This window comes from Streptomyces sp. 840.1 (genome assembly GCF_003751445.1).
Taxonomy (GTDB): domain Bacteria; phylum Actinomycetota; class Actinomycetes; order Streptomycetales; family Streptomycetaceae; genus Streptomyces.
Genome location: NZ_RJUU01000001.1, coordinates 2,696,024 through 2,718,703, shown reverse-complemented (window position 1 = coordinate 2,718,703; position 22,680 = coordinate 2,696,024). Strand labels below are relative to the sequence as shown.

Below are 22,680 nucleotides of genomic sequence, written 5' to 3'. Positions count from 1 at the left end.
CTGCAGCGCAGGGTCCTGCGACGGACGCCCGTACGCGCGAACCCCGCTCATGCGCGTCATTCGCGCGCGCCCGCCAGTTCGACCGGCCGGGTGCGCAGCGCCAGCGAGGCGGGCAGCACGGCGAAGACCACGGCCAGGGCCGCGCTCACCGCCACCACGGGGCCGACGGTGCCCCACGGGACGACGACGCCGGACCCGACGCCGAGCAGTCCGAGGGCTGCGTGCACACCGAGCAGGTTCAGCGCGGCGACGACCGCGCCGAGCACCGCGCCCACCCCGACCACGGCCAGCGCCTCCACCCCGACCAGCCGCAGCACCTGCGCCTTCGTCGCCCCGGCGAGGCGGAGCACCGCCAGCTCCCGCACCCGGTCCGAGGTGGCCATCACCTGCGTGTTGGCCAGCGCGATCCCGGTGTACAGCAGGGCGATCGCCAGGATCATCAGCAGTCCGGTCCGGGTGCTGCCGCCGGTCGCCGGGTGAGCGGCCGCCACCCACCGCTGGGTGGTCAGCACGTCGGTGCCGGTCGCCCGGCCGGCCGCGTACAGCCGCTCCGCGACGGCCGGCCCGTCCGCACCGGCCCGGACCCCGACGTCGACACGGTCGATGCCGGCACCGGCGGCGTTGCGCGGGGTGAGGTAGACGCCGTTGCCGCCCGTGCCGGTGGCGAGCACGGCCACCACCCGCAGGGTGACGTGGCGGCCGTCGCCCAGCCAGACGCCGACGCGCTCACCGACCGTCCTGGTCAGCCACTCCTCGTTGACGACGATGCCGCCGTCGTCGAGGTCCGCGAACCGGCCCGCCACCACCGGCAGCGCGGACACGGCGGCCGCGTCCGCCGGATCCACCGCCCTGGCCTCGGAGCCGACGAGCGCCGTGCCCTCCTCCAGTACGGTCACCGAGGTCGAGCGCGAGGCGCTGACCACCGCACCGGGAATGTGCCGGGCCCGCTCGACGAACCGAGGGGAGAGCGCGCCGCCCCCGCCGTCCGCCGTGGCCACGAAGTCCCCGGTCGCCTGGGTGCGCGCCTCGGCGGCCTTGGCCGCGTCGATGGTGGCCGTCGTGCCCATGAGCGACGCGGCCAGGGCGACGGTGACGATCACGGGGGCGGCGACGGCGGCCGTCCGGCGCAGCCCGGCGGAGGCGTTCTCCCTCGTCAGTACGCCGGTGGCGCCGGGCAGCCGGGCCGGCAGCCAGGTGAGGAGCCGGGTGGCGGGGCGGACCAGCACGGGTGCGAACAGGGCGCACCCGGCGATCAGCAGCATCGGCTGGGTGAGGTAGGTCTTGCGCTTGAGCATCCCGCCGGGGTCCTGGACGAGCGCGACGGCCACCAGCACCGCCCCGGTCAGCAGTACGGCCGCGCCCACCAGCACCCGGCTCAGCGGCATCGAGCCGCTGTCGACGGCGGATTCGCGCAGCGCCTCGACCGGTCCGGTCCGCCCGGCCCGGTGCGCGGCGGCGACCGCTCCGGCCAGCGCCACGGCGAGCCCGGTCCAGAACGCGGTGTGCAGCGGCCAGCTCTGGTCACCGATCGCGAACCAGCGGGGCGCGATCCCCTCGCCGGCCATCCAGGAGGCGAGCCGGGGCGCACCGTACAGGCCGAGCCGGCAGCCTGCGGCCGACGCGAGCACGCCGACGAGGACGGCATCCGCGTACACCAGTCTGCGCACCTGGCCCGGGGTGGCGCCCGCCGTGCGCAGCAGGCCGAACTCGCGGCGGCGCTGGGCCACTCCGTAGGAGAAGGTCGAGGCGATCACGAAGACGCTGACGAAGGCGGTGATGCCTGCGGCCGTGCCGAGCAGGGCGTTGACCGAGACCAGGGCCTCGGCGTCCCGGTCCGGATCGGGATCGGCCCGCCGCCGCTCGTCGCCGGTGAGGACCGCCATGCCGGAGTCCCGGCCCACTGCCGCGCGCACCGCCGCCGGGTCGGCGTGCACCACCACGGCGTCGATGTCCGGCGAGATCCTGGCTGCCTCGGCCTCGGTGAAGAACACGGCGGTCTCGAAGCCGGTTGCCTCCGGGGCGGCGGCCGTTCCAGGGGCGGAGGTTGCCCCAGCGGCGGCGGCTGTTCCAGGGGCGGTGGTTTCGGGGGCGGGGGGCCGCGTCACCGTCCCGACGACGGTTCTGGTGGCGCTGCCCGCCGGGGTCGTGACGGTGACGCGGTCCCCCGCCTCCGGGCCGGAGCCGTTCCCGGCCGTCACGACGATCTCGCCGGACGCGGCCGGGGCCCGTCCGGAGGCGAGCCGGTAGGGGGTGGCGGCCGCGATGGGCCAGGGGTGTCCGACAACGCCGCCGCCGGTGTGCCCCACGGTGACGGGGAACGTGCGGTCCAGTTCGGTACGGCCCAGGCCGGCGAGTTGCGCGGCGAGCGCGGCCGGGACCGGCCGGGGGTCGGTGAGCGGCCGGGTGCGGACTCCGATCGGGGTGTCCACGCGCAGCCGGTCCTCGCCCCGGACCAGGACGGGGGCCGCGGCGAACCGCTCCGGGCCCCGGTGCGGGGCGTCGAACGTCGCCGCGAGCGCCAGGCCGGTGGTGGCGACGATCCCCACGCCGAGGGCCAGCGCGACGAAGGAGCCGGCGAAGGTGACCCAGCGGGTCCGGATGCCCCGGAGCACGAGACTCAGCACGGGACCGCCGCCATCCGCGTCATGCGCGCGGCGATCTGCCCGGCATCCGGCGCGTACAGCTCGTCCCGGACCCGGCCGCCGGCGAGGAACAGCACCCGGTCGGCCCGGGAGGCCGCGACCGGGTCGTGCGTCACCATGATCACGGTCTGGCCGTCGTCGACCATGGTGCGCATCAGCGAGAGCACCTCCCGTCCGGTGGTGGAGTCCAGCGCCCCGGTGGGTTCGTCGCCGAAGAGCACGTCGGGCCGGGTGACCAGCGCGCGGGCGAGGGCGACCCGCTGCTGCTGGCCGCCGGACAGCTCGCCGGGCCGGTGTCCCGCCCGCTCGCGCAGCCCCACCCGCTCCAGTACGCCCAGGACTTCGGCCCGCGCCGGGCGCCGGCCGGCCAGCCGCAGCGGAAGCGCCACGTTCTGCTCGGCGGTGAGGGAGGGCAGGAGGTTGAACGCCTGGAAGACGAAGCCGATACGGCTGCGGCGCAGCAGCGTCAGCTTCCGCTCGCTGAGCTCGGTCAGTTCGGTGTCACCGAGGAACACCTGGCCGCCGGTCGGCCGGTCGAGCCCGGCGGTGCACTGGAGCAGGGTCGACTTGCCGGAGCCGGACGGGCCCATGACCGCGGTGAAGGTGCCGCGCGGGATGTCCAGGCTCACTCCGTCCAGCGCGGTCACCGCGCCGGATCTTCTGCCGTAGGACCGGGTGACCGAGCGGAGTCGGACAGCTGTTTCGTTCATGGGCCCAGCCAACCGCCGCCGCCCTTCCGGCACATCGCAGCGAGCGGGAGTCCCGGTGGTGGAGGTAGCTCCACCACCGGGGTCGACGCTGCTGGGTGGTCCGGCTCCCGGGCGCCGCCTACCGTTCCCCCATGCCCTCATCCCCCGGCCTCCCGCAGGCACTGCGACAGCGCGGCTACGTACTCGGCGCCTGGCCCTGGCGGGCCGCGCTGTACCTGCTGACCAGCGTGCCGCTGGGCATCGCGACGCTCACCGTGCTGGTCCTGCTGACCGTCGCGGGCGGTGCGCTCTCGGTGGTCCTGATCGGCATCCCGCTGCTGCTGACCCTGGTGCTCGCGGGCATCCCGCTGGCCGCGCTGGAGCGGCGCAGGCTGCGGCTGCTCGACCCCCGGTCCCCAGGGCGTGTTGCGAGACTCCCGGCGCACCGCGAACCGGACGGCACCGGGCTGTCGTCCTGGCTGCGCACCCGCCTCCAGGAGCGTTCCACCTGGCGCGAGTTGGGGTACGCCGTGCTGTTCGCCCTGGTGCTGTGGCCGCTGGAGGCGCTGGCCGTGGGGTCGGCCCTCACGGTCTGCGGTGGGCTGATCGCGGCGCCCGCGGTGCTGGCGGCGAGCGGTGGCGAGGAGGTCCGGGTGCTCAAGATCTGGCTCGCCCACTCCTACCCGCCCGCCTTCGCGGCGCTGCTGGCCGGGGTGGTCCTGCTGCCCGTGTTCGCCTACCCGCTGGGGCTGCTGGCGGCCGGGCGGGCGATGCTGACCCGGCAGCTGCTCTCCCCGCCGGAGACCGGACTCGCCTCCAGGATCCAGGAGTTGGGCCGCTCCCGGACCCGTCTGGTGGACGCCTTCGAGGCGGAGCGCCGCCGCATCGAACGCGATCTGCACGACGGTGCGCAGCAACGGCTCGTCGCCCTCTCCATGACGCTCGGCCTGGCCAGGCTGGAGAGCCCGGAGCCACCGCTGGCCGGGCTGCTGGCCAGGGCGCACGAGGAGGCCGGGGTCGCCCTGGTGGAGATCAGGGAGCTGATCCGGGGCATCCATCCCCAGGTACTCACCGACCGCGGACTGCGGGCCGCCGTGGAGGACGTCGCGGACCGCTCGGTGGTGCCGGTGGACGTGGACCTCGACGTGCCGGAGAGGCTGCTCGAAGCGGTCGAGACCGGGGTCTACTTCGCGGTGTGCGAGGCGCTCGCCAATGTGGCCAAGCACAGCGGGGCGGGGCGGGCCCGGGTGACCGGCCGGGCCGGGCGGGGACGGCTCGTGGTGGAGGTCTCGGACGACGGCGTGGGCGGGGCGGTGACCAGCGGCGGAACGGGACTTGAGGGGGTGGCCGACCGTCTCTCGGTGCTCGGCGGCCACCTGCTACTGTCCAGTCCCGTCGGCGGCCCCACGGTGTTCCGCCTGGAGGTCCCCGCGCCGCCTGCGGGCAAGCCGCCCACGAACAGAAGGACCTGACCCGTGCGGATCGTACTGGCCGAGGACAGCGTGCTCCTGCGGGAGGGACTGGTCGGGCTGCTGGAGCGGTTCGGGCACCAGGTGGTGGCGGGAGCCGGCACCGCCGACGAGCTGATCGCGGCCGTCACCGAGCACCGCCCGGACATCGTCGTGACCGATGTCCGGATGCCGCCGGGCTTCTCGGACGAGGGCCTGCGCGCCGCGATCGAACTGCGCACCCGGCAGCCGGATCTCCCCGTCCTCGTACTCAGCCAGTACGTCCAGCGCGCCTATGCGGAGGATCTGCTCGACTCCGCGGACGGCAGGGGCGTCGGCTACCTGCTCAAGGAACGGATCGGCCACGTCGAGGAGTTCGTCGACGCCCTGCAGCGGGTCGGCGCCGGTGACACGGTGGTGGATCCCGAGGTGGTCCGCCAGCTGATCCGGCACCGCAGGGACCCGCTGTCGCGGCTGACCGCCCGCGAGCAGGAGGTACTCGCCCTGATGGCGGAGGGCAAGTCCAACGCGTCGGTCGCCGCGGCGATGACGGTGAGCGAGGGCACGGTCAGCAAGCACTTCGGCAGCATCCTCGGCAAGCTGGACCTGTCGCTGGACGACACCACGAACCGCCGGGTGCTGGCCGTACTGGCGTACCTGCGCGGTTAGGCCGCGTCCGGCGCAGTACCGGCGGCCCCGCGTACGTCTCCGGGTTCGGGTACGTATCCGGACCCGGGCTCGGGTACGTCTCCGGCCCCGGGCTCGGGTACGTCTCCGGCCCCGAGCTCGGGTACGTCTCCGGCCCCGAGCTCGGATACGTCTCCGGGCTCAGGCCTCGGGCTCGGGCTCGGGTACGGATACGCCTTCCGGCCCGGACAGTGCCTGGCGGGCGAACGCCACCACGTGGGCGCGCAGATCCACCCCGCCGGCCCCCGCTCCCGCTCCCCCTTGCCCTCCCCCTTCGGTACCGATGATCAGCCGCGCGAGCTGCGGTACCGCGTTCGGCCAGGCGGCGAGCCCGATCATGCTGAGCAGGCAGGCCGCGACCTTCGGCGAGGCCTCGGTCCCGAAGCTCTCGGCCAGGGCGGCGATCTTCTCCTCGTAACGGCCTCGGCGGCGGTCCTCGTTGGGCAGCACCCCGTCGCGGTAGTGCAGCCCCTCCCAGAAGAAGAGCCTGACCAGGACCGGGTTGCCCCGGTGGAAGTCGTACACCCGGCCCACGTACTCCGCGGGGTCGTCACCGGCCTCGAGCGGGACGGCCTCGGCCAGCTCGTCGAGCGCACGGCCCACGACGGCGTCGAACAGCTTCTGCTTGTTGCCGAAGTAGCCGTAGATCCGTTCCTTGTTCACACCGGCCAGCTCCGCGATCCGGTCGACGCGGGCTCCGGCGATGCCGTGGGCCGCGAACTCCTCCTTCGCCGCAGCGAGGAGCCGTTCCTTGGTGGATGGCGCTTCCGAGGTCATGGCACCAGCGTAGAACGAGTCCACCACTGAACCAACCAACTGGATGGTTGACAGCCAACCAGTTGGTTGGTTCAGTGGAGCTCGCCACCGGGCAGCAGCGGCAGAGCCCCGGCGGCACCGAACGGTCCCCGCCCACGGAAGGAACCTCCGATGCCCACCACCACCGCCTCACCGACCGCCCCCGCCACCACCCAGGCGCAGCCCGTCCCGCCGCCCTCCGTACACACGCGGGTCCTGCTCACCTGGCTCGCGGTCTTCACCGCCCTCACCGTCGTCCAGCTCGCGATCGGCCCTTACGTGACGGGCCTCCCGATGCTCCTGCGCACGCTGGTCATCACCGGCATCGTCGTCCCGGCAGTGGTCTACGGCCTGCTGCCGAACCTCCTGAGGATCCGTACCGCGACGCTGCGCCGGCTGCGCTGAGGACGCCCGCCCCCGGCGCGCTTCAGGCGGCGGACGCCGTCGATTCGGCGGGCGGGGCGGCGTGTCCGTACACCGCCGACTCCCCGAGCTCCTCCTCGATCCGGATGAGCTGGTTGTACTTGGCCGTACGGTCCGACCTGGACAGGGACCCGGTCTTGATCTGCCCGCACCCCGTGGCGACGGCCAGATCCGCGATGGTCGTGTCCTCCGTCTCGCCGGAGCGGTGCGAGATGACCGCCGCCCACCCGGCCCGCCTCGCGACGCCCACCGTCCCGAGCGCCTCGCTCAGCGTCCCGATCTGGTTGACCTTGACCAGAACCGCGTTCCCCACGCCCGTACGAATACCCTCCCGCACCAGCGCCTCGTTGGTGCAGAACACGTCGTCCCCGGTCAGCTGGCACCTGGCCCCGACGCGCGCAGTCAGCTCGCGCCACCCGTCGAGGTCGTCCTCCGCCATCGGGTCCTCCACCGAGACGATCGGGTACGCGTCGATCAACTCGGCGAAGTAGTCGACCTGTTCGTCCGACGTGCGCCGGACGCCCTCCCCCTCGTACACGTACACGCCGTCCCGGTAGAACTCCGACGCCGCCGGGTCCATGACGAGGCCGATGTCCGTGCCGGGCCGGTACCCGGTCCGCTCGATCGCCGCCACGACGAAGTCGAGCGCCTCCTCGGCCGTACGCAGGGCGGGCGCGAAGCCACCCTCATCCCCCACGCCGGTGGAGTGACCGGCTGCCAGCAGGTCGCGGCGGAGTGTGTGGAAGACCTCGGAGCCCATCCGGACGGCCTCCGCAAACGACCCCGCGCCGACCGGCGCGATCATGAACTCCTGGAAGTCCAGCGGGTTGTCGGCGTGGGCGCCGCCGTTGACGATGTTCATCATGGGCACCGGGAGCACCCGGGCGTCGACCCCGCCGAGGTAGCGGTAGAGCGGCTGCCCGTGCGAGGCGGCGGCCGCCTTCGCCGCGGCGAGGGAGACCCCGAGCAGGGCATTGGCGCCGAGCCGCGCCTTGGCGGGCGTGCCGTCGAGCGCGATGAGCGCGGCGTCGAGGCCGGCCTGGTCATCGGCATCGCGCCCGGTGACGGCGGCCGCGATCTCGCCCTTGACGTGGTCGACGGCCCGGTCGACGCCCTTGCCGTGCCAGCGCCGGGCGTCGCCGTCGCGGAGCTCGACCGCCTCACGGGCCCCGGTGGAGGCACCGGAAGGCACTGCGGCGCGGCCCAGGGAGCCGTCGGCGAGGACGACATCGACCTCGACGGTGGGGTTGCCTCGGCTGTCGAGAACGGCGCGAGCGGTGACGCCGCGGATGGTGGTCGACTCAACTGTGCGTGCGGGCATAGGAGTTCCTTCCCTGATCACCTGCCGGGCCCTGGCTGCGACGACGCTGGCGCTCGGCCCGACACGACGAAACTGTACAGCATGGCTGTTCAGTTGTGCTGTTCAGTTGCGCTGTTCAGTTGCGCTGTACAACTCTGCTGTTCAGCCACACTGCACAGTTATGCTGCACGACGGCGTTTCCGGGTTAAAGTGCCCTATGCCGACCCCGGAAGCCGCCACCGTCGCCGCCGAACTGCGTACCGCGATGGGCAAGCTCAGCCGCCGCGTGAAGCGCGAGGACCTGATCCCGGTCGGGCAGGTCGCCGTGCTCGGCGCTCTGGACCGCGACGGCGCCATGACCACCAGCGATCTCGCGACCGACCAGCGGGTGCGCCCGCAGTCGATGGCCCGCGCGGTCGGCCTGCTCCTCGATCAGGGCCTGGTCACCCGCAGGGCCCACCCGACGGACGGCCGCAAATCCCTGGTCGAGCTGTCGGACGCCGGCAGGGCCGCGCTGGAGGCGGAACGCGGCCGCCGGGCAGGCTGGCTGGCGCAGGCCATCGAGGGCGAACTCTCCGAGGAGGAACGCAGGGTGCTGGCGCGCAGCGCGGCCCTGATGGAACGGCTGGCCGGGCGCCAGAGCCTGTCCGGGCCGTCATGAGCACGCCCGGACTGCCTGGCGGCTCCGGCCCCGAGGTGACCGTGGACGACGGCGTCGAGGTCCCGGTCCCGGCCGACGGCGAGGTGTGGGCGGTCGGCGCGGTGATCCTCGCCCCGGACGGCAGGGCCTTCGCCCAGAGACGAGGCCCGCACCGTCGCCTCTTCCCCGACTGCTGGGACATCGTCGGCGGACACGTCGAGCCCGGCGAATCGCTGCTGGACGCGCTCGCCCGCGAGGTCGAGGAGGAGACCGGCTGGCGCCTGCACCGCGTCCGCCGCCTCTTCGGGATCACCACCTGGACCGGCGACGACGGAAACGGGGAGCGGCACGAGGCCGACTACCTCGTCGAGGTCGACGGCGATCTGGCCAACCCCGCGCTGGAATGGGCGAAGCACACCGCCTACGACTGGTTCGGCCCCGACGACCTTCCGCGCCTGACGGAGAACCGGGCCCCCGGTGAGCACCTCATCCACGACCTGATCGCGCAGGCTCTGCGGGATCGCTGACCGGCCCTCCCACGCGCCGGCACCGTTCGGCTCACACGCCGATCGGCTTGCACTGCGCCCGGTTCACACAACGCCCGGTTCACACACCCGCAGCCGGCCTCCGAACAGCCGCTGCAGGAAGGCCTCGGCCCCGGGGTCCGCCAGACCCCGCGCCGTCGCGGCGTGCGGGCGGTCCTCCATCGCCCCGGCCAACGGACGCCAGGTCGTGGCGAGGTCGAACCCTTCGGGCCGCACGACGGGCTCCCCGGTCGGCTCGACGGACGTGACGCGGCTGAGCCGGTAGGTCCGCAGCCCGCGCTCGGTCACACCGGGGCGGGCGCCGGACTCCTGGACGTACAGCGGATCGACGGCGCCACGACCGCGCCCCGGTGGAGTCCTTCGGGAGAACCGGCCGTGTCCTGTCGCGCGTCCTGTTCTACGGTGCCTTCAGTCACCTACGACGGGGGAGAGACATGGGCCGGGCAGGGACGGCGCTCGCCGAGCAGATCGCCGAGCGCAGGGCGGGGGTCGGGGACCCGAGAGCGCTGCTGGGCGAGATGCGGCGTTCGATTCTCCTGGTGCCGGTGGCGAGTGACTCGCTGTGGTCGGCGCGGATGGGCGGGGTGCGGTGGATCTGCGGGTTCAGCGACGAGGCGGCGCTGGCCCGGTTCGCGGTGCTGCACGGGCCGGGCGATCAGCCGATGGACTACGCGGCGTTGCTGGGCGCGCGGATCGTGGACGAGATCGTGCCGGCGCTGGGTGAGCCGGCGGGTCTGGCGGTGAACATCGCGGACGAGGACGGGTCGATGTTCTTCCCGCCGGTCACCGGGATCGTTCCGGACGCGGTCGCCGTCGATGCCGGTGTGGGCGAAGAGGGTGCCGGGCGGTGAGTGGTGACGGGCCGATCCGCATCTGGACGAGGAGCCGGTCACCAAGTTCACCAAGGGTCTGAACGCGACGATCACGCGCGGTACGAGCTCGACCACGGCCCGAATCCGGCCGGCCACCAGCCGCAGGGAAGCTGGACCGCTTCAACGAACTCACGCAGGACCTTCAGTTGCGTCAATATCTCCGGAGGACCGGATTGATGTTCCGCAATCATCAGGAACTCGATGTGACCGTGATCGCGGTCGCTTCGGTGGGCTCGCGCGTCGAGGTGGACGGCGAGACCGGATTCATCGACCAGGTGAAGCACCCCTCCTGGTGGGACGAGAACTGCCCGCCGCCCGAGGCCGGCGACCGGCTGCACGTCGTCGTGCTGGACGCGAGCCGGGAGGAGCCCCGGTTCAGCGCGCTGCAGCGGGACATCGACATGGGTCGGCACCTCCGGGACACCGAAGCGAGAGACCACCCGGGCCGGGCGGGCACGGCACCCCAGAAGGCAGGCAGCGGAGGCTCGCCGCACATGGACAGCAGCCCTGCTGCGGAGCTGCAGATCCACTCGGTGGAAGACGGCGGGGCCACGCCCGCTGTCTGCATCGTCCGCTGTATGGGCGGAGTGGTGCGCACCGGTCAGCGGTTCACGACCCCTCCGGCCGTTGCCGTGACGGGAGATCCGGTGCTCCTGAGCCTCGACTGGATCAAATGCTACGAAAGAACTGTGGACTTCATCCATCCGCCCTGGAACGCAAAGGTCGGACTGTCGGGGAGTGGGGTGAACTCCCTGACAAGAGGCATCATCCTCACCGCTCTTGCGGATGAGGGGCCATGAGGTGGCTGCGGACGAACGTTCCGTCCTCGTCCGGGGCTCGCACGCCCTCGGCGAGGACGGCGGGGCGCCCCGGCGGGAGTCCGGCGCTCAGGCGATGCCGCCGTTGGCGAACAGGACCTGGCCGTTGATCCACCGGCCGTCGGGGCCGGCCAGGAAGGCGACGGCGCTCGCGATGTCCTCGCTCGTGCCGAGCCGCTCCAGCGGGGAGGCGGCGGCGATCCGCTCGACGAGCTCGGAGCTCTTGCCCTCCAGGAACAGCGGCGTCGCGGTCGGCCCCGGAGCCACGGCGTTGACGGTGACGTCCCGTCCACGCAGTTCGCGGGCGAGGATGAGGGTCATCGCCTCGACCGCTCCCTTGGTCGCCGCGTAGGCGGCGTAACCCGGCTGCTGGAGCCTGGTGACCGAGGTCGAGAAATTGATCAGCGCACCGCCGGGACGCAGCCGCCGGGCGGCGAGCTGCGAGACGACGAACGTGCCGCGCACGTTGACCCGGTGCATCCGGTCGAAGGCGTCGAGATCCATCTCGGCCACCGGAGCGAGCAGCATGATCCCCGCGGTGTTGACGACCACGTCCACCCCGCCGAAGCGCTCCTCGGCCACGTCGAAGAGGGCGGCCATCGCCTCCTCGTCCGCGACGTCACCGGGTGCGGCGACGGCGAGGCCGCCGGCCTCCTGGATCGCGGCCGCCACCTCTCCGGCGCGCTCGGGGCTGCCGGAGTAGTGCACGACGACCGCCATGCCCTGCGCGGCCAGTGCGGCGGCGACGGCACCGCCGATCCCGCCCGAACCCCCGGTCACGATCGCCACACGGGTGGCGGACTGCTCAACGGTGGTCATAACGACCTCCCTCTATATATGGACAGTGAGTACACTACTCCTATATGGACTCGTGGTCCATATAGATATGGTCAGCGAGTCCATATAATCCCTCCAGGCCCGCACCCACCGGGCCGGCCACGCCGGACAAGGAGCAGACGCATGGAGCGATCAGAGGAATCAGCGGGGCCTGCGGGTCCAGCGGGGCCTGCGGGGCCTGCGGGGCCAGCTGATCCAGCGGCCGCAACGACCGATCCGCTCAAGCCGGGGCGCGGACGCCGTCGCGCGGAGGACGTCCGCCGCGCGACGCTCACCGCGGCAGCCGAACTGCTGCTCACCGAGGGGGTTCACGCCCTCACCTTCTCGAAGGTCGCCTCCCGCGCGGGCGTCAGCAAGATGACCCTCTACAAGTGGTGGTCCTCCCCCGGAGCCCTGGCCTTCGACGCCTACTTCGACACCTTCAAGGAGACCCTCGCCTTCCCCGACACGGGCGACATCAGGCGCGACCTGACCACGCAACTCCACAGCTTCGTCGACCTCCTGAGCCGCACCGGCCCCGTCACCGCCGGCATCATCGGAGCCGCCCAGGGCGACCCCGGCCTGGCGGAGGCGCTCTCGGCGCACTACGTCATCCAGCGGCGCGCCCTCGCCGTCGAACGCCTCACCCGCGCGCAGGAAGCCGGCCAGATCCGCGCGGAGGCCGACCTCGAGACGATCGTCGACCAGCTCTGGGGCGCCGTCTACCACCGGCTGTTGCTCCCCGCGCAACCGCTGAGCACGGAGTTCGCGGACCGGCTGATCGCCAACCTCCTCCAGGGCGTCGCCCCGGCCGCCCCCGGCTCGGGAACGTGAGCAGGGCATGAAAAAACCCCAGGTCACGGCGAGTGAGTCCTGGGGTTAATCCGAGCCGCCTTCGGGATTCGAACCCGAGACCTACGCATTACGAGTGCGTTGCTCTGGCCAACTGAGCTAAGGCGGCACGCCCTGCCACACCATGGTGCGATCAGCAGCGGGCCCAAGTCTACACAGTTTCCGAGGGTGCTCCGTACCGCCCTGTCGCCGGGACGTCATCGCAGGTCAGCGGCTGGGCGGGTGGGGTCAGGAGCACTTCTTGCCGTCGCTCGGCGGGGTGCCCTCCAGGAGGTAGGTGTTGATCGCCGTGTCGATGCAGTCGCTGCCCCGGCCGTACGCCGTGTGGCCGTCGCCCTCGTAGGTGAGGAGCGTCCCGGAGCTGAGCTGGCCGGCCAGGGACTCGGCCCACTTGTACGGGGTCGCCGGGTCCCGGGTGGTGCCGACCACCACGATCGGGGCCGCGCCCTCGGCCTTGATGCGGTGCGGGGTGCCGGTGGGGCGGACCGGCCAGTAGGCGCAGTTCAGGGAGGCCCAGGCGAAGCCCTTGCCGAAGACCGGGGAGGCCTTCTCGAAGGCGGGGAGCGACCGGGTGACCGCTGCGGAGGTGGTGAAGGCGGGCGGGAGGTCGATGCAGTTGACGGCCGCGTTCGCGTACATCAGGTTCGCGTACGTGCCGTTCGGCTCCCGCTCGTAGTAGCTGTCCGCCAGCGAGAGCAGGCCGGAGCCGTCGCCCTTCCTGGCAGCCGTGAGCGCGTCACGGAGCTGCGGCCAGGCCGCCTCGTCGTACATGGCGGCGATGACCCCCGTGGTGGCCAGGGACTCCCCGAGCTTGCGCGAGTCACCCGTGTCGATCGGCTTGGCGTCGAGGTCGGCGAAGAGCTGCTTCAGCCTGTCCGCGGCGTCCGAGGCGGACGTGGTGCCGAGCGGGCAGCCCGCCTTCTTCACGCAGTCACCGGCGAAGGACTGGAACGCCGTCTCGAACCCCGCGGTCTGGTCGCGGTTCATCTCGGCCGAGGGCAGCGACGGATCCATCGCACCGTCCAGGACGAGCCTGCCCACCCGTGCCGGAAAGAGTTCGGCGTACGTGGCGCCCAGGAAGGTGCCGTACGAGGCCCCCACGTAGTTCAGCCGCTCGTCGCCGAGCAGCGCGCGCAGGACATCCATGTCACGCGCTGTCTCGACGGTGGAGACATGCGGCAGGATCTCCGCGGATCGCTGCTCGCAGCCTGCGGCGAACTTCTTGAACGCACCGCTCAGCGCGGTGACCTCACCGGCGTCGTCCGGCGTCTGGTCGACCTGCGTATAGGCGTCCATCTGCGGACCGGTGAGGCACTTCACGGGTTCGCTGCGCGCCACCCCGCGCGGATCGATGGCCACCATGTCGTACCGGGCCCGCACCTGGGCGGGGTAGCCGATCGCGGCGTAGCCCTGGAGGTAGTCGATGGCCGATCCGCCGGGCCCGCCCGGATTCACCAGCAGCGAGCCGATCCGCTTGCCGGGCCCGGTGGCCTTCTTGCGGGAGACCGCCAGCTTGATCTCACCGGCGTCCGGCTTCGCGTAGTCGAGCGGCGCCTTCATCGTCGTGCACTGGAACCCGGTGACACCGCAGTCCCGCCAGCTGAGGTGCTGTGCGTAGTACGTCTTCAGCGCCGCCGGGACCGGCGATGCGGTGGCCGCCGGTGTGGACGACGAGGCGCTCGTCGTCGAACTTCCGCTGCTGCAACCGGAGATGAGCAGGCCGGCAGTGCCGAGCGCGATGGCGAGGGTGCGGAGCGGGCGCCTGGTGTCCATGTCCGGAGCGTAGCCGCCGGGTGACGACTCGCCCGATTCCCTACTCATACGGGTGATTCGGTGTGCCCGGACACTGCCAGGGAGCCGCGGTGGCGCCCCCTCCTGGGCTCAGCCCGCCCGCAGCGCCATCGTCATGGCCTCCACCGCGAGCAGCGGAGCCACGTTGCGGTCCAGCGCCCGGCGGCAGGCGGTCACCGCCTCGATCCGGCGCAGGGTCCGCTCGGGTGTGGACGAGCGGACGATGCGGTCGAGGGAGTCCTGCGCGTCGGCATTGGCGATGGCGATCCGCGAGCCCAGCTGCAGCGCGAGCACATCGCGGTAGAAGCCGGTCAGCTCGGTGAGCGCGAGATCGAGGCTGTCGCGCTGCGTACGGGTCCGTCGGCGCTTCTGCTTGTCCTCCAGCTCCTTCATCACCCCGGCCGTGCCGCGCGGCATCCGGCCCCCGGCGGAGGCGCCGAGCGCGGCCTTCATGTCCTCGGTCTCCTTGACGTCCACGTCCTCCGCGACCTGCTTCGCGTCGTCGGTGGCGGTGTCGATCAGCTCCTGCGCGGCCTTGAGGCAGCCGCCGATGTCCTCGACGCGCAGCGGCAGTTTGAGGACCGCCGCGCGGCGGGAACGCGCGCGCTCGTCGGTGGCGAGGCGGCGGGCCCTGCCGATGTGCCCCTGGGTGGCGCGGGCGGCGGACGCGGCCCGCTCCGGGTCGATGCCGTCCCGCCGGATCAGGACATCGGCGACCGCTTCGACCGACGGGGTGCGCAGCGTGAGGTGGCGGCAGCGGGAGCGGATCGTGGGCAGCACGTCTTCGAGGGAGGGCGCGCAGAGCAGCCACACGGTGCGCGGCGCCGGCTCCTCGATCGCCTTCAGCAGGACGTTGCCCGCGCCCTCGGTGAGGCGGTCGGCGTCCTCCATGACGATGACCTGCCAGCGTCCGACGGCGGGCGAGAGCTGGGCGCGGCGGACCAGCTCCCGGGTCTCCTTCACACCGATGGAGAGCAGGTCGGTGCGGATCACGTCGACATCGGCGTGCGTACCGATGAGGCTGGTGTGACAGCCGTCGCAGAATCCGCAGCCCGGTGCCCCGCCCATCGCGCGGTCCGGACTGGTGCACTGCAGAGCCGCCGCGAAGGCCCTGGCGGCGGTGGACCGCCCGGAGCCCGGCGGGCCGGTGAACAGCCAGGCATGGGTCATCTTCGAGCCGGACGGCACCGGCTTTCCCGCGGAGATGGCGGAGACCAGCACGTCGGCGTCCCGGGCGGCGGCACCGAGCTGTTCCTGTACCCGGTCCTGGCCGACCAGGTCGTCCCATACGGACATGAGGCACCGCCCTTCCGGTGGTGTGCGGCCGAGCTGCCGTTCCGTGGAACAGCGCCCGGCCCTGCGTGGCTCTCGCCACGGCAGTGGGCCATGGCACTCGTCGATCCGGCTTCCCATTGTGAGGGACAGGTCTGACAGTCCCGGCAGGCACCGGGTCGTGAAGAGCCCGGGAGCAGGAGAGCGGGAGAGCGGGAGAGCAGGAGGAACAGGAGAGCGGGAGAGCAGGAGGAACAGGAGAGCGGGAACGCACGGGAAAACGGGAGCAGGGGAGCCCCGGAAGTACCGGGGCTCCCCTGCGTACCGGATTCAGCCGCGCGGGCGACGTCCCCGGCCCCGGGAATCGGGGCTCTCGTCGTCGTGGTCGCCGAGCAGTTCGTCGGCCAGCGTCGGCAGGTCGTCCAGTGGAGTCTCCTCCGCCCAGTCGGGGCGGGGCCGCCGGGACTGCCGGCCGGAGCGCTCCTGCTGGTCCGGGGCCGGCCGGGGCGCGTTCGGGTCCGTGATCTGCGGGAGCTCGCGGGTGCGCTCGTTCTCGCGCTCCGGTACGGAGCCCGCCGGGTGCTCGTCCCGGAATATGCCCCTCGGTACCCGGCCGGTCGGATCGGTGTCCCGCTCGGAGCCGCGGCCCGCGTCCCGAACCGGCGGAAGGACCGTGGTCTCGTCCATCGCGCCTGCCGCGTCACGGCCGCCGGAGCGCTCGTCCGGTTCGGTGAACTTCGGGATCATCGTCGTCTCGGCCTCGTCGGACGGCCAGGTGGCGGACGAGGACCGGGAATCGGAACGGGTGGATCCGGACGACGGCTCCACCGGGGAGGGAACCGGCTGAGTGATCTCGTTGGGGTTGACGATCGGGGTCGGCACGGTCAGCTCGTTGTCCGGCACGGACGGGCCGGAGTCCCGGGACTCCCGGCGCTCCTCCCGCTCCCGTGCGGCCCGAGCGGCGGCATCCCTGGCGGCGGCCTCGGCCGCTTCCGCCTCCGCCGCGGCGGCCTCCGCACGCGCGGTCTCGGCTGCGGCGGCCGACTCGGCCTCGGCCTGGCGGCGTGCCGCCTCGGCCCTCAGCAGCGACTCCTCGGCCTTGCGCTGCTTCTCAAGACGCAGCGCCTCGGCCTCCTTGCGCAGCCGCGCCTCTTCCTCGGCCTGCCGGCGCAGCCGCGCCTGCTCGGCCTCGCGGGCCGCTTCCTCGGCCTCCAGCCGGGCCCGCTCCTCCTCCGCGATCCGGCGGGCCTCCTCGGCGCGCTGCCGGGCCTCCTCGGCCTGGCGTTCGGCCTCGCGGCGGCGCGCCTCCTCCAGCTCCTGGCGCTTGCGCTCCTCCTCCTCGGCACGGAGCCTGGCGAGCTGCTCCTGGCGCTCGCGCTCCAGACGCTCCTCCTCGGCCTTGCGCGCGGCCTCTTCCTCGGCGAGGCGCCTGGCCTCCTCCTCGGCGGCCTTGCGGGCCTCTTCCAGGGCCTTGATCTCGGCCTCGGAGAGCGGGAGGAGCTGGTCGAGCCGGTGCCGTACGGCGGTGGTGATCGACTCCGGGTCCTGGCCGGCGTCCACCACCAGGTAGCGCGTCGGGTCGGCCGCGGCCAGCGTCAGGAAGCCGGAGCGCACGCGGGCGTGGAACTCGGGCGGCTCGGACTCCAGCCGGTCGGGTGCCTCGGTGAACCGTTCCCGCGCGGTCTCCGGGTCGACGTCCAGGAGCACCGTCAGATGCGGTACGAGCCCGCTCGTCGCCCACCGGGAGATCCGGGCGATCTCGGTCGGCGCGAGATCGCGGCCCGCGCCCTGGTAGGCGACGGACGAGTCGATGTAGCGGTCGGAGATGACGATCGCGCCGCGATCGAGGGCCGGACGTACGACCGAGTCGACGTGCTCGGCACGGTCGGCGGCGTACAGCAGGGCCTCGGCACGGTTGGAGAGCCCGGCCGACGACACGTCGAGCAGGATCGACCGCAGCCGCTTGCCGACGGGCGTGGCACCGGGTTCCCGGGTGACGACGACCTCGTGGCCCTTGGCCCGGATCCACTCGGCGAGCGCCTCGACCTGGGTGGACTTGCCGGCTCCGTCGCCGCCCTCCAGAGCGAGGAAGAAACCGGTGGTGGCGGGTGCGACGGCGGGGTCGCCGCCGCGCAGCGCCTCGCGCAGATCGCGGCGCAGCGGCACCCCGGAACGGTCGTCCGTCTTCGCGAGGACGATCGCGGCGACCGGCAGCAGCAGGGCACCGATCAGCATCAGGGTGAAGGCGGCGCCGCCGTGCGCGAAGACGAAGTCCCCGGCTGTCAGCCGGTGCGTTCCTATGGCGGCGGCCACCAGCGGGCCGCCGACCGCGCCGAGCGCGATCAGGACCCGGACGACGGCCTGGAGGTGTTCGGTGGTGCGGACCCGGCGGGACTCCTCGGTCTCCTGGTCGACGAGGACATGGCCGGTGTTCGCGGCGACGCCCGCCGCGTATCCGGCGAGCACGGCGATCAGCACGACGGTCGCCGTGTCCGGGACCAGGCCCATGACCAGCAGCGCGACGCCGGTGACGGCGGTGGCCAGGGAGAGCAGCCGGCGCCGCGACAGCGTCGGCAGCACCTTGCCCGCGGTGCGGATACCCACGCCCGCACCACCGGTGAGGGCGAGGATCAGCAGCGCGAGGGTGGCGGGACCGCCGCCCAGGTCGGTGGCGTGCAGCACGGCGACGGCGCCCGCTGCCGCGATCGCTCCGGCGACGGCGGCGCAGGTGCCGACGATCAGCGGGACGGCACCGGTGCGGCCCTTGTCCGGTCCGTGGCCGCCGGACGGCCGGCGCAGCCCCTCGAGCGGGGAGCGCGGCCGGGGCGTGGCCGTACCGGGCAGTTCCAGGAAGTACAGGATGGAGATGGAGGCGGAGAACAGCCCGGCCGCGACGTACGAGCCGAGGGCCGCCTGGTGGAAGGAGAACCAGTCCAGGCCCGAGCCCAGCAGGTTCCCGATCAGCGTGGCCACCAGCAGCACGGCCGCGGCGGCGGGGACAGCGGCGAAGTCGGTGCGCAGGAAGAGCCGGCGCAGCGGGTCGAGGTGGTCGGGCAGCGGGCGCACCGCGGCGCCCTCGATGGGCGGGGCGGGCAGCAGCGCGGGAGCGGCGCTCTCCTTGGCGACCCGCCACAGGCGTTCACCGACGCCGGTGACGAAGACGGTGATCAGGATCATCATGAGCGCCCTGTCGGGCGTCCAGTCGATCCACAGCGGCGCGACGACCAGCAGCGCGAGCCGCAGCCCGTCCGCCCCGATCATCAGCCATCGCCGGTCGATCGGCCCGCCGGGCGCCGTCAGGGTCGTCAAAGGCCCCAGGAGTACGGCTCCGAAGAGCAAGGTGGAAATAATCCGGGCACCGAACACGGCGGCGACGGCAAAGGCCGCCCCGCGGTATCCGGATCCGAATGAGCCCTCAAGGACCGCCGCTTGCAGCGACAGCAGCACCAGCACGAGAAGGGCGAGTGCATCGCCGATACCACCGACGAGCTGGGCGCTCCACAACCGCTTCAGCGGGGGAATGCGCAACAGGGCTCGTACGGCGCGCTCGCGTGAGTCTGCGGCAAGTGTGTCGGAGGTGGGGCTCACGACCGTTGGCTGCTCGGCTCGCGTCATCCGCCCAGCCTATCGGGAGCGGACCGGTGCCCGGGGGCCGCGTCCGAACATACGACCACCAGAACCCCTCCCGCCCCATTCCAGCCCCTCCGAACGGCACCCTCCCAGCCCTCGCCCGCCCCCCCGCCACCTCCGGACGGCACCCTCCAGCCCTCGCCCGCCCCTCGTCACCCCCGGACGGCACCCTTCCAGCTCTCGCCTGTTCCCCCCGTCACCCCCGGACGGCACCCTTCCAGCTCTCGCCCGTCCCCCCGCCACTTCCAGACGGGCACCCTTCCAGCCCCCTGCCCGCCCCATTGCAGCCCCTCCGGCGTTTGAGGAGCGGGGTCCGGGGCGGAGCCCCGGTTACGGGAAGGGGCGGGCAGGGGACAAGGCCCGCCGCAGGCGCAGAACAACGCGCCGGACGGGCCGGAGAAACAACTCCAGCCCGCCCGGCGCAGCGAAACTCATCGACCCCGCGAGGTCACTCCTCCGTGGGAGCCGTAGAAGTAGAGGAGGCGGCTGAGGCGGAGGACTTCTTCGCCGCGGTCTTCTTCGCCGCCGTAGCCGTCGCCTTCTTCGCGGTCGTCTTCTTGGCCACCGTCTTCTTGGCCGCGGTCGCCTTCTTAGCCGGCGCCTTCTTCGCGGCGGCCTTCTTCGCCGGAGCCTTCTTCGCCGTCTTCTTCTTGGCCGGCCCCTTGGCCCGCTTCTCCGCGAGCAGCTCGTAGCCCCGCTCCGGCGTGATCTCCTCGACGCTGTCGTCGGACCGCAGCGTCGCGTTCGTCTCGCCGTCGGTCACGTACGCGCCGAAGCGCCCGTCCTTCACGACGACCGGAGCACCGCTCACCGGGTCGGTGCCCAGTTCCTTCAGCGGCGGCTTGGCGGCGGCCCGCCCCCGCTGCTTCGGCTGGGCGTAGATGGCGAGGGCCTCGTCGAGGGTGATGTCGAAGAGCTGGTCCTCGGAGGTCAGCGACCGCGAGTCCGTGCCCTTCTTCAGGTACGGGCCGTAGCGGCCGTTCTGCGCGGTGATCTCGACGCCCTCGGCGTCCTCACCGACGACGCGCGGCAGCGACATCAGCTTCAGCGCGTCGGCCAGCGTCACCGTGTCCAGCGACATCGACTTGAACAACGAAGCCGTCCGCGGCTTCACCGCGTTCTTGCCGGTCTTCGGGGTGCCCTCGGGCAGCACCTCGGTGACGTACGGACCGTAGCGCCCGTCCTTGGCGATGATCTGGTTCCCGCTGACCGGGTCGGCGCCGAGCTCGAAGTCGCCGCTCGGCTTGGCCAGCAGCTCCTCCGCGTACTCGACGGACAGCTCGTCGGGCGCCAGGTCCTCGGGGACGTCCGCGCGCTGGTGGCCCTCGGAGTCCTTCTCGCCGCGCTCGATGTAGGGGCCGTAGCGGCCGACCCGGAGCTTGATGTCGTTGCCGACCGGGAACGAGGAGATCTCCCGGGCGTCGATCGCACCGAGGTCGGTGACGAGCTCCTTGAGCCCGCCGAGGTGGTCGCCGTCGCCGTTGCCCGCGTCGGAGGCCTTTCCGGCACCGGCCGTGTCGTCGCCGTCCGTCGCGCCGAAGTAGAAACGCCTCAGCCACGGCACCGACTGGGCCTCACCGCGTGCGATGCGGTCGAGGTCGTCCTCCATGCGGGCGGTGAAGTCGTAGTCCACGAGCCGGCCGAAGTGCTTCTCCAGCAGGTTGACCACGGCGAACGACAGGAAGGACGGCACGAGGGCCGTGCCCTTCTTGAAGACGTAGCCGCGGTCGAGGATCGTCCCGATGATCGAGGCGTACGTCGACGGGCGGCCGATCTCGCGCTCTTCGAGCTCCTTGACCAGCGAGGCCTCGGTGTAGCGGGCCGGCGGCTTCGTCGCGTGGCCGTCGACCGACACCTCGTCGGCGGACAGCGCGTCGCCCTCGGCGACCTGCGGCAGCCGGCGCTCACGGTCGTCGAGCTCGGCGTTCGGGTCGTCGGCGCCTTCGACGTACGCCTTCATGAAGCCGTGGAAGGTGATCGTCTTGCCGGAGGCGGAGAACTCGGCGTCACGGCCGTCGCTCGCCCGGCCACCGATCTTGACGGTGACGGAGTTACCGACCGCGTCCTTCATCTGGGAGGCGACGGTCCGCTTCCAGATCAGCTCGTAGAGCCGGAACTGGTCGCCGGTCAGGCCGGTCTCGGCAGGGGTGCGGAAGCGGTCGCCGGAGGGGCGGATCGCCTCGTGCGCCTCCTGCGCGTTCTTGACCTTGCCGGCGTACGTGCGCGGCTTGTCCGGCAGGTAATTGGCACCGTAGAGCTGCGTGACCTGGGCGCGGGCCGCGGAGATCGCGGTGTCCGAGAGGGTCGTGGAGTCGGTACGCATATAGGTGATGAAGCCGTTCTCGTACAGCTTCTGCGCGACCTGCATGGTGGCCTTGGCCCCGAAGCCCAGCTTCCGGCTCGCCTCCTGCTGGAGGGTCGTCGTGCGGAAGGGCGCGTACGGGGAGCGGCGGTACGGCTTCGACTCGACGGAGCGCACGGCGAACGAGGAGTCGGCGAGCGCGGCGGCCAGGGCGCGGGCGTTCGTCTCGTCCAGGTGCAGCGTCTGGCCGGAGGCGGCCTTGAGCTGACCGTCCGGACCGAAGTCGCGGCCCTGGGCGATGCGGCGCCCGTCGACCGCGCTGAGGCGGGCGGTGAGCGTCGAGGGGTCGGAGGCGTCACCGCTGCGGCCGGTGGCGAAGGTGCCGGTCAGGTCCCAGTACTCGGCGGAGCGGAAGGCGATGCGCTCGCGCTCCCGCTCGACGACGAGGCGGGTGGCGACGGACTGGACGCGGCCCGCCGACAGTCGCGGCATGACCTTCTTCCACAGGACCGGCGAGACCTCGTAGCCGTAGAGGCGGTCGAGGATTCGGCGGGTCTCCTGGGCGTCGACCATGCGCTGGTTGAGCTCGCGCGGGTTGGCGACGGCGGCCCGGATCGCGTCCTTGGTGATCTCGTGGAAGACCATCCGGTGGACCGGGACCTTCGGCTTGAGGACTTCCTGCAGGTGCCACGCGATGGCTTCGCCCTCGCGGTCCTCATCGGTGGCGAGGAAGAGTTCGTCCGACTCGGCCAGCAGCTGCTTGAGCTTCCTGACCTGGGCCTTCTTATCGGCATTGACGACGTAGATGGGCTGGAAGTCGTTTTCGACGTCCACCCCGAGCCGACGTACCTCGCCGGTGTACTCGTCCGGCACCTCCGCGGCACCGTTCGGGAGGTCGCGGATGTGCCCGACGCTCGCCTCGACGACGTATCCGGGGCCGAGATAGCCCTTGATCGTCTTCGCCTTGGCAGGCGACTCGACGATGACGAGTCGGCGGCCGCCCTGTGCGGTCTCGCTGGTCGGGGACAACTTCGCTCTTCTCTCCGGTCGACACTCGGTGGGCATCCGGGCAGCGCGATCGCGCTGCCGACAGTGCTGTCGCTGCGGAGTGTGACGGTACAACCCGCCCCCGTGTCAAACGGCAAAAGCCCGCAACGG

General features: G+C 72.4%; 18 protein-coding genes and 1 tRNA gene. 8 read left to right on the top strand and 11 right to left on the bottom strand.

Annotated features, from left to right (window positions below; translation table 11 throughout):
- Positions 1-56: 56 nt before the first annotated feature.
- Together EDD93_RS12455 and EDD93_RS12450 are read right to left on the bottom strand one after the other, a co-directional pair.
- Entirely contained in the window at positions 57-2,624 is a 2,568-nt protein-coding gene (locus EDD93_RS12455; protein ID WP_123525215.1) for an FtsX family ABC transporter permease, read from the bottom strand.
- Complete coding sequence (locus EDD93_RS12450) at positions 2,618-3,352, bottom strand: ABC transporter ATP-binding protein (protein ID WP_123525214.1); 735 nt, start codon at positions 3,350-3,352, stop codon at positions 2,618-2,620. The genes EDD93_RS12455 and EDD93_RS12450 overlap by 7 nt, the downstream gene beginning before the upstream one ends.
- 131 nt (positions 3,353-3,483) lie before the next feature.
- Between EDD93_RS12450 and EDD93_RS12445 the strand changes: the two genes are divergently transcribed.
- Together EDD93_RS12445 and EDD93_RS12440 are read left to right on the top strand one after the other, a co-directional pair.
- Positions 3,484-4,803, top strand: coding sequence for a sensor histidine kinase (locus EDD93_RS12445; RefSeq protein WP_123527723.1), 1,320 nt, complete (start codon positions 3,484-3,486; stop codon positions 4,801-4,803).
- 3 nt (positions 4,804-4,806) lie between these two features.
- Positions 4,807-5,448, top strand: coding sequence for a response regulator transcription factor (locus EDD93_RS12440; RefSeq protein ID WP_123525213.1), 642 nt, complete (start codon positions 4,807-4,809; stop codon positions 5,446-5,448).
- 159 nt (positions 5,449-5,607) lie between these two features.
- Here EDD93_RS12440 and EDD93_RS12430 read toward each other — a convergent pair whose 3' ends face one another.
- Positions 5,608-6,243, bottom strand: coding sequence for a TetR/AcrR family transcriptional regulator (locus EDD93_RS12430; RefSeq protein WP_123525212.1), 636 nt, complete (start codon positions 6,241-6,243; stop codon positions 5,608-5,610).
- Between the two features lie 150 nt (positions 6,244-6,393).
- Between EDD93_RS12430 and EDD93_RS12425 the strand changes: the two genes are divergently transcribed.
- Positions 6,394-6,666 carry a hypothetical protein gene (locus EDD93_RS12425; protein WP_123525211.1) on the top strand — a complete coding sequence of 91 codons (273 nt, stop codon included), beginning with the start codon at positions 6,394-6,396 and terminating at the stop codon, positions 6,664-6,666.
- Between the two features lie 22 nt (positions 6,667-6,688).
- Here the strand turns inward: EDD93_RS12425 and eno are convergent, their stop codons facing one another.
- Positions 6,689-8,005, bottom strand: coding sequence for a phosphopyruvate hydratase (gene eno / locus EDD93_RS12420; RefSeq protein WP_123525210.1), 1,317 nt, complete (start codon positions 8,003-8,005; stop codon positions 6,689-6,691).
- A gap of 196 nt (positions 8,006-8,201) precedes the next feature.
- Here eno and EDD93_RS12415 point away from each other — a divergent pair, with 196 nt between their 5' ends.
- Together EDD93_RS12415 and EDD93_RS12410 are read left to right on the top strand one after the other, a co-directional pair.
- Entirely contained in the window at positions 8,202-8,645 is a 444-nt protein-coding gene (locus tag EDD93_RS12415; RefSeq protein WP_123525209.1) for a MarR family winged helix-turn-helix transcriptional regulator, read from the top strand.
- Positions 8,642-9,151, top strand: a complete 510-nt coding sequence (locus tag EDD93_RS12410) for an NUDIX hydrolase (protein ID WP_123525208.1) — start codon at positions 8,642-8,644, stop codon at positions 9,149-9,151. The genes EDD93_RS12415 and EDD93_RS12410 overlap by 4 nt, the downstream gene beginning before the upstream one ends.
- Before the next feature lie 63 nt (positions 9,152-9,214).
- On the opposite strand, the gene EDD93_RS12405 is transcribed toward EDD93_RS12410, so the two are convergent.
- Complete coding sequence (locus tag EDD93_RS12405; RefSeq protein WP_260255703.1) at positions 9,215-9,457, bottom strand: WYL domain-containing protein; 243 nt, start codon at positions 9,455-9,457, stop codon at positions 9,215-9,217.
- Between the two features lie 146 nt (positions 9,458-9,603).
- Between EDD93_RS12405 and EDD93_RS12400 the strand changes: the two genes are divergently transcribed.
- Both EDD93_RS12400 and EDD93_RS40170 read left to right on the top strand, forming a co-directional pair.
- On the top strand, positions 9,604-10,020 hold the full coding sequence (locus EDD93_RS12400; RefSeq protein WP_123525206.1) for a hypothetical protein: 417 nt from the start codon (positions 9,604-9,606) through the stop codon (positions 10,018-10,020).
- A 224-nt stretch (positions 10,021-10,244) separates the two neighbouring features.
- Entirely contained in the window at positions 10,245-10,841 is a 597-nt protein-coding gene (locus EDD93_RS40170) for a hypothetical protein (RefSeq protein ID WP_260255702.1), read from the top strand.
- A gap of 87 nt (positions 10,842-10,928) precedes the next feature.
- Here the strand turns inward: EDD93_RS40170 and EDD93_RS12385 are convergent, their stop codons facing one another.
- Complete coding sequence (locus EDD93_RS12385; RefSeq protein WP_185092293.1) at positions 10,929-11,678, bottom strand: SDR family oxidoreductase; 750 nt, start codon at positions 11,676-11,678, stop codon at positions 10,929-10,931.
- A 141-nt stretch (positions 11,679-11,819) separates the two neighbouring features.
- Here EDD93_RS12385 and EDD93_RS12380 point away from each other — a divergent pair, with 141 nt between their 5' ends.
- On the top strand, positions 11,820-12,509 hold the full coding sequence (locus tag EDD93_RS12380; protein WP_123525205.1) for a TetR/AcrR family transcriptional regulator: 690 nt from the start codon (positions 11,820-11,822) through the stop codon (positions 12,507-12,509).
- Between the two features lie 53 nt (positions 12,510-12,562).
- Here EDD93_RS12380 and EDD93_RS12375 read toward each other — a convergent pair.
- The 5 genes from EDD93_RS12375 to topA form a co-directional block, all read right to left on the bottom strand.
- Positions 12,563-12,636 (bottom strand) — tRNA-Thr (locus EDD93_RS12375).
- A 119-nt stretch (positions 12,637-12,755) separates the two neighbouring features.
- Entirely contained in the window at positions 12,756-14,300 is a 1,545-nt protein-coding gene (locus tag EDD93_RS12370) for an alpha/beta hydrolase (RefSeq protein ID WP_123525204.1), read from the bottom strand.
- 108 nt (positions 14,301-14,408) lie between these two features.
- Positions 14,409-15,614 carry a DNA polymerase III subunit delta' gene (locus tag EDD93_RS12365; protein WP_123525203.1) on the bottom strand — a complete coding sequence of 402 codons (1,206 nt, stop codon included), beginning with the start codon at positions 15,612-15,614 and terminating at the stop codon, positions 14,409-14,411.
- Positions 15,615-15,920: 306 nt separating this feature from the next.
- Entirely contained in the window at positions 15,921-19,205 is a 3,285-nt protein-coding gene (gene tmk / locus EDD93_RS12360; protein WP_185092292.1) for a dTMP kinase, read from the bottom strand.
- Between the two features lie 463 nt (positions 19,206-19,668).
- Positions 19,669-22,551, bottom strand: a complete 2,883-nt coding sequence (gene topA / locus EDD93_RS12350; protein WP_123525200.1) for a type I DNA topoisomerase — start codon at positions 22,549-22,551, stop codon at positions 19,669-19,671.
- Positions 22,552-22,680 lie beyond the last annotated feature (129 nt).

What these genes read in the sequence shown, in the direction of transcription:
- EDD93_RS12385 (WP_185092293.1), bottom strand. Translation starts at nt 11,678, where the DNA reads ATGACCACCGTTGAGCAGTCCGCCACCCGTGTGGCGATCGTGACCGGG.
- EDD93_RS12410 (WP_123525208.1), top strand. Translation starts at nt 8,642, where the DNA reads ATGAGCACGCCCGGACTGCCTGGCGGCTCCGGCCCCGAGGTGACCGTG.
- EDD93_RS12450 (WP_123525214.1), bottom strand. Translation starts at nt 3,352, where the DNA reads ATGAACGAAACAGCTGTCCGACTCCGCTCGGTCACCCGGTCCTACGGC.
- EDD93_RS12425 (WP_123525211.1), top strand. Translation starts at nt 6,394, where the DNA reads ATGCCCACCACCACCGCCTCACCGACCGCCCCCGCCACCACCCAGGCG.
- EDD93_RS12370 (WP_123525204.1), bottom strand. Translation starts at nt 14,300, where the DNA reads ATGGACACCAGGCGCCCGCTCCGCACCCTCGCCATCGCGCTCGGCACT.
- EDD93_RS12445 (WP_123527723.1), top strand. Translation starts at nt 3,484, where the DNA reads ATGCCCTCATCCCCCGGCCTCCCGCAGGCACTGCGACAGCGCGGCTAC.
- EDD93_RS12415 (WP_123525209.1), top strand. Translation starts at nt 8,202, where the DNA reads ATGCCGACCCCGGAAGCCGCCACCGTCGCCGCCGAACTGCGTACCGCG.
- eno (WP_123525210.1), bottom strand. Translation starts at nt 8,005, where the DNA reads ATGCCCGCACGCACAGTTGAGTCGACCACCATCCGCGGCGTCACCGCT.
- EDD93_RS12430 (WP_123525212.1), bottom strand. Translation starts at nt 6,243, where the DNA reads ATGACCTCGGAAGCGCCATCCACCAAGGAACGGCTCCTCGCTGCGGCG.
- EDD93_RS12365 (WP_123525203.1), bottom strand. Translation starts at nt 15,614, where the DNA reads ATGTCCGTATGGGACGACCTGGTCGGCCAGGACCGGGTACAGGAACAG.
- tmk (WP_185092292.1), bottom strand. Translation starts at nt 19,205, where the DNA reads ATGACGCGAGCCGAGCAGCCAACGGTCGTGAGCCCCACCTCCGACACA.
- EDD93_RS12400 (WP_123525206.1), top strand. Translation starts at nt 9,604, where the DNA reads ATGGGCCGGGCAGGGACGGCGCTCGCCGAGCAGATCGCCGAGCGCAGG.
- EDD93_RS12380 (WP_123525205.1), top strand. Translation starts at nt 11,820, where the DNA reads ATGGAGCGATCAGAGGAATCAGCGGGGCCTGCGGGTCCAGCGGGGCCT.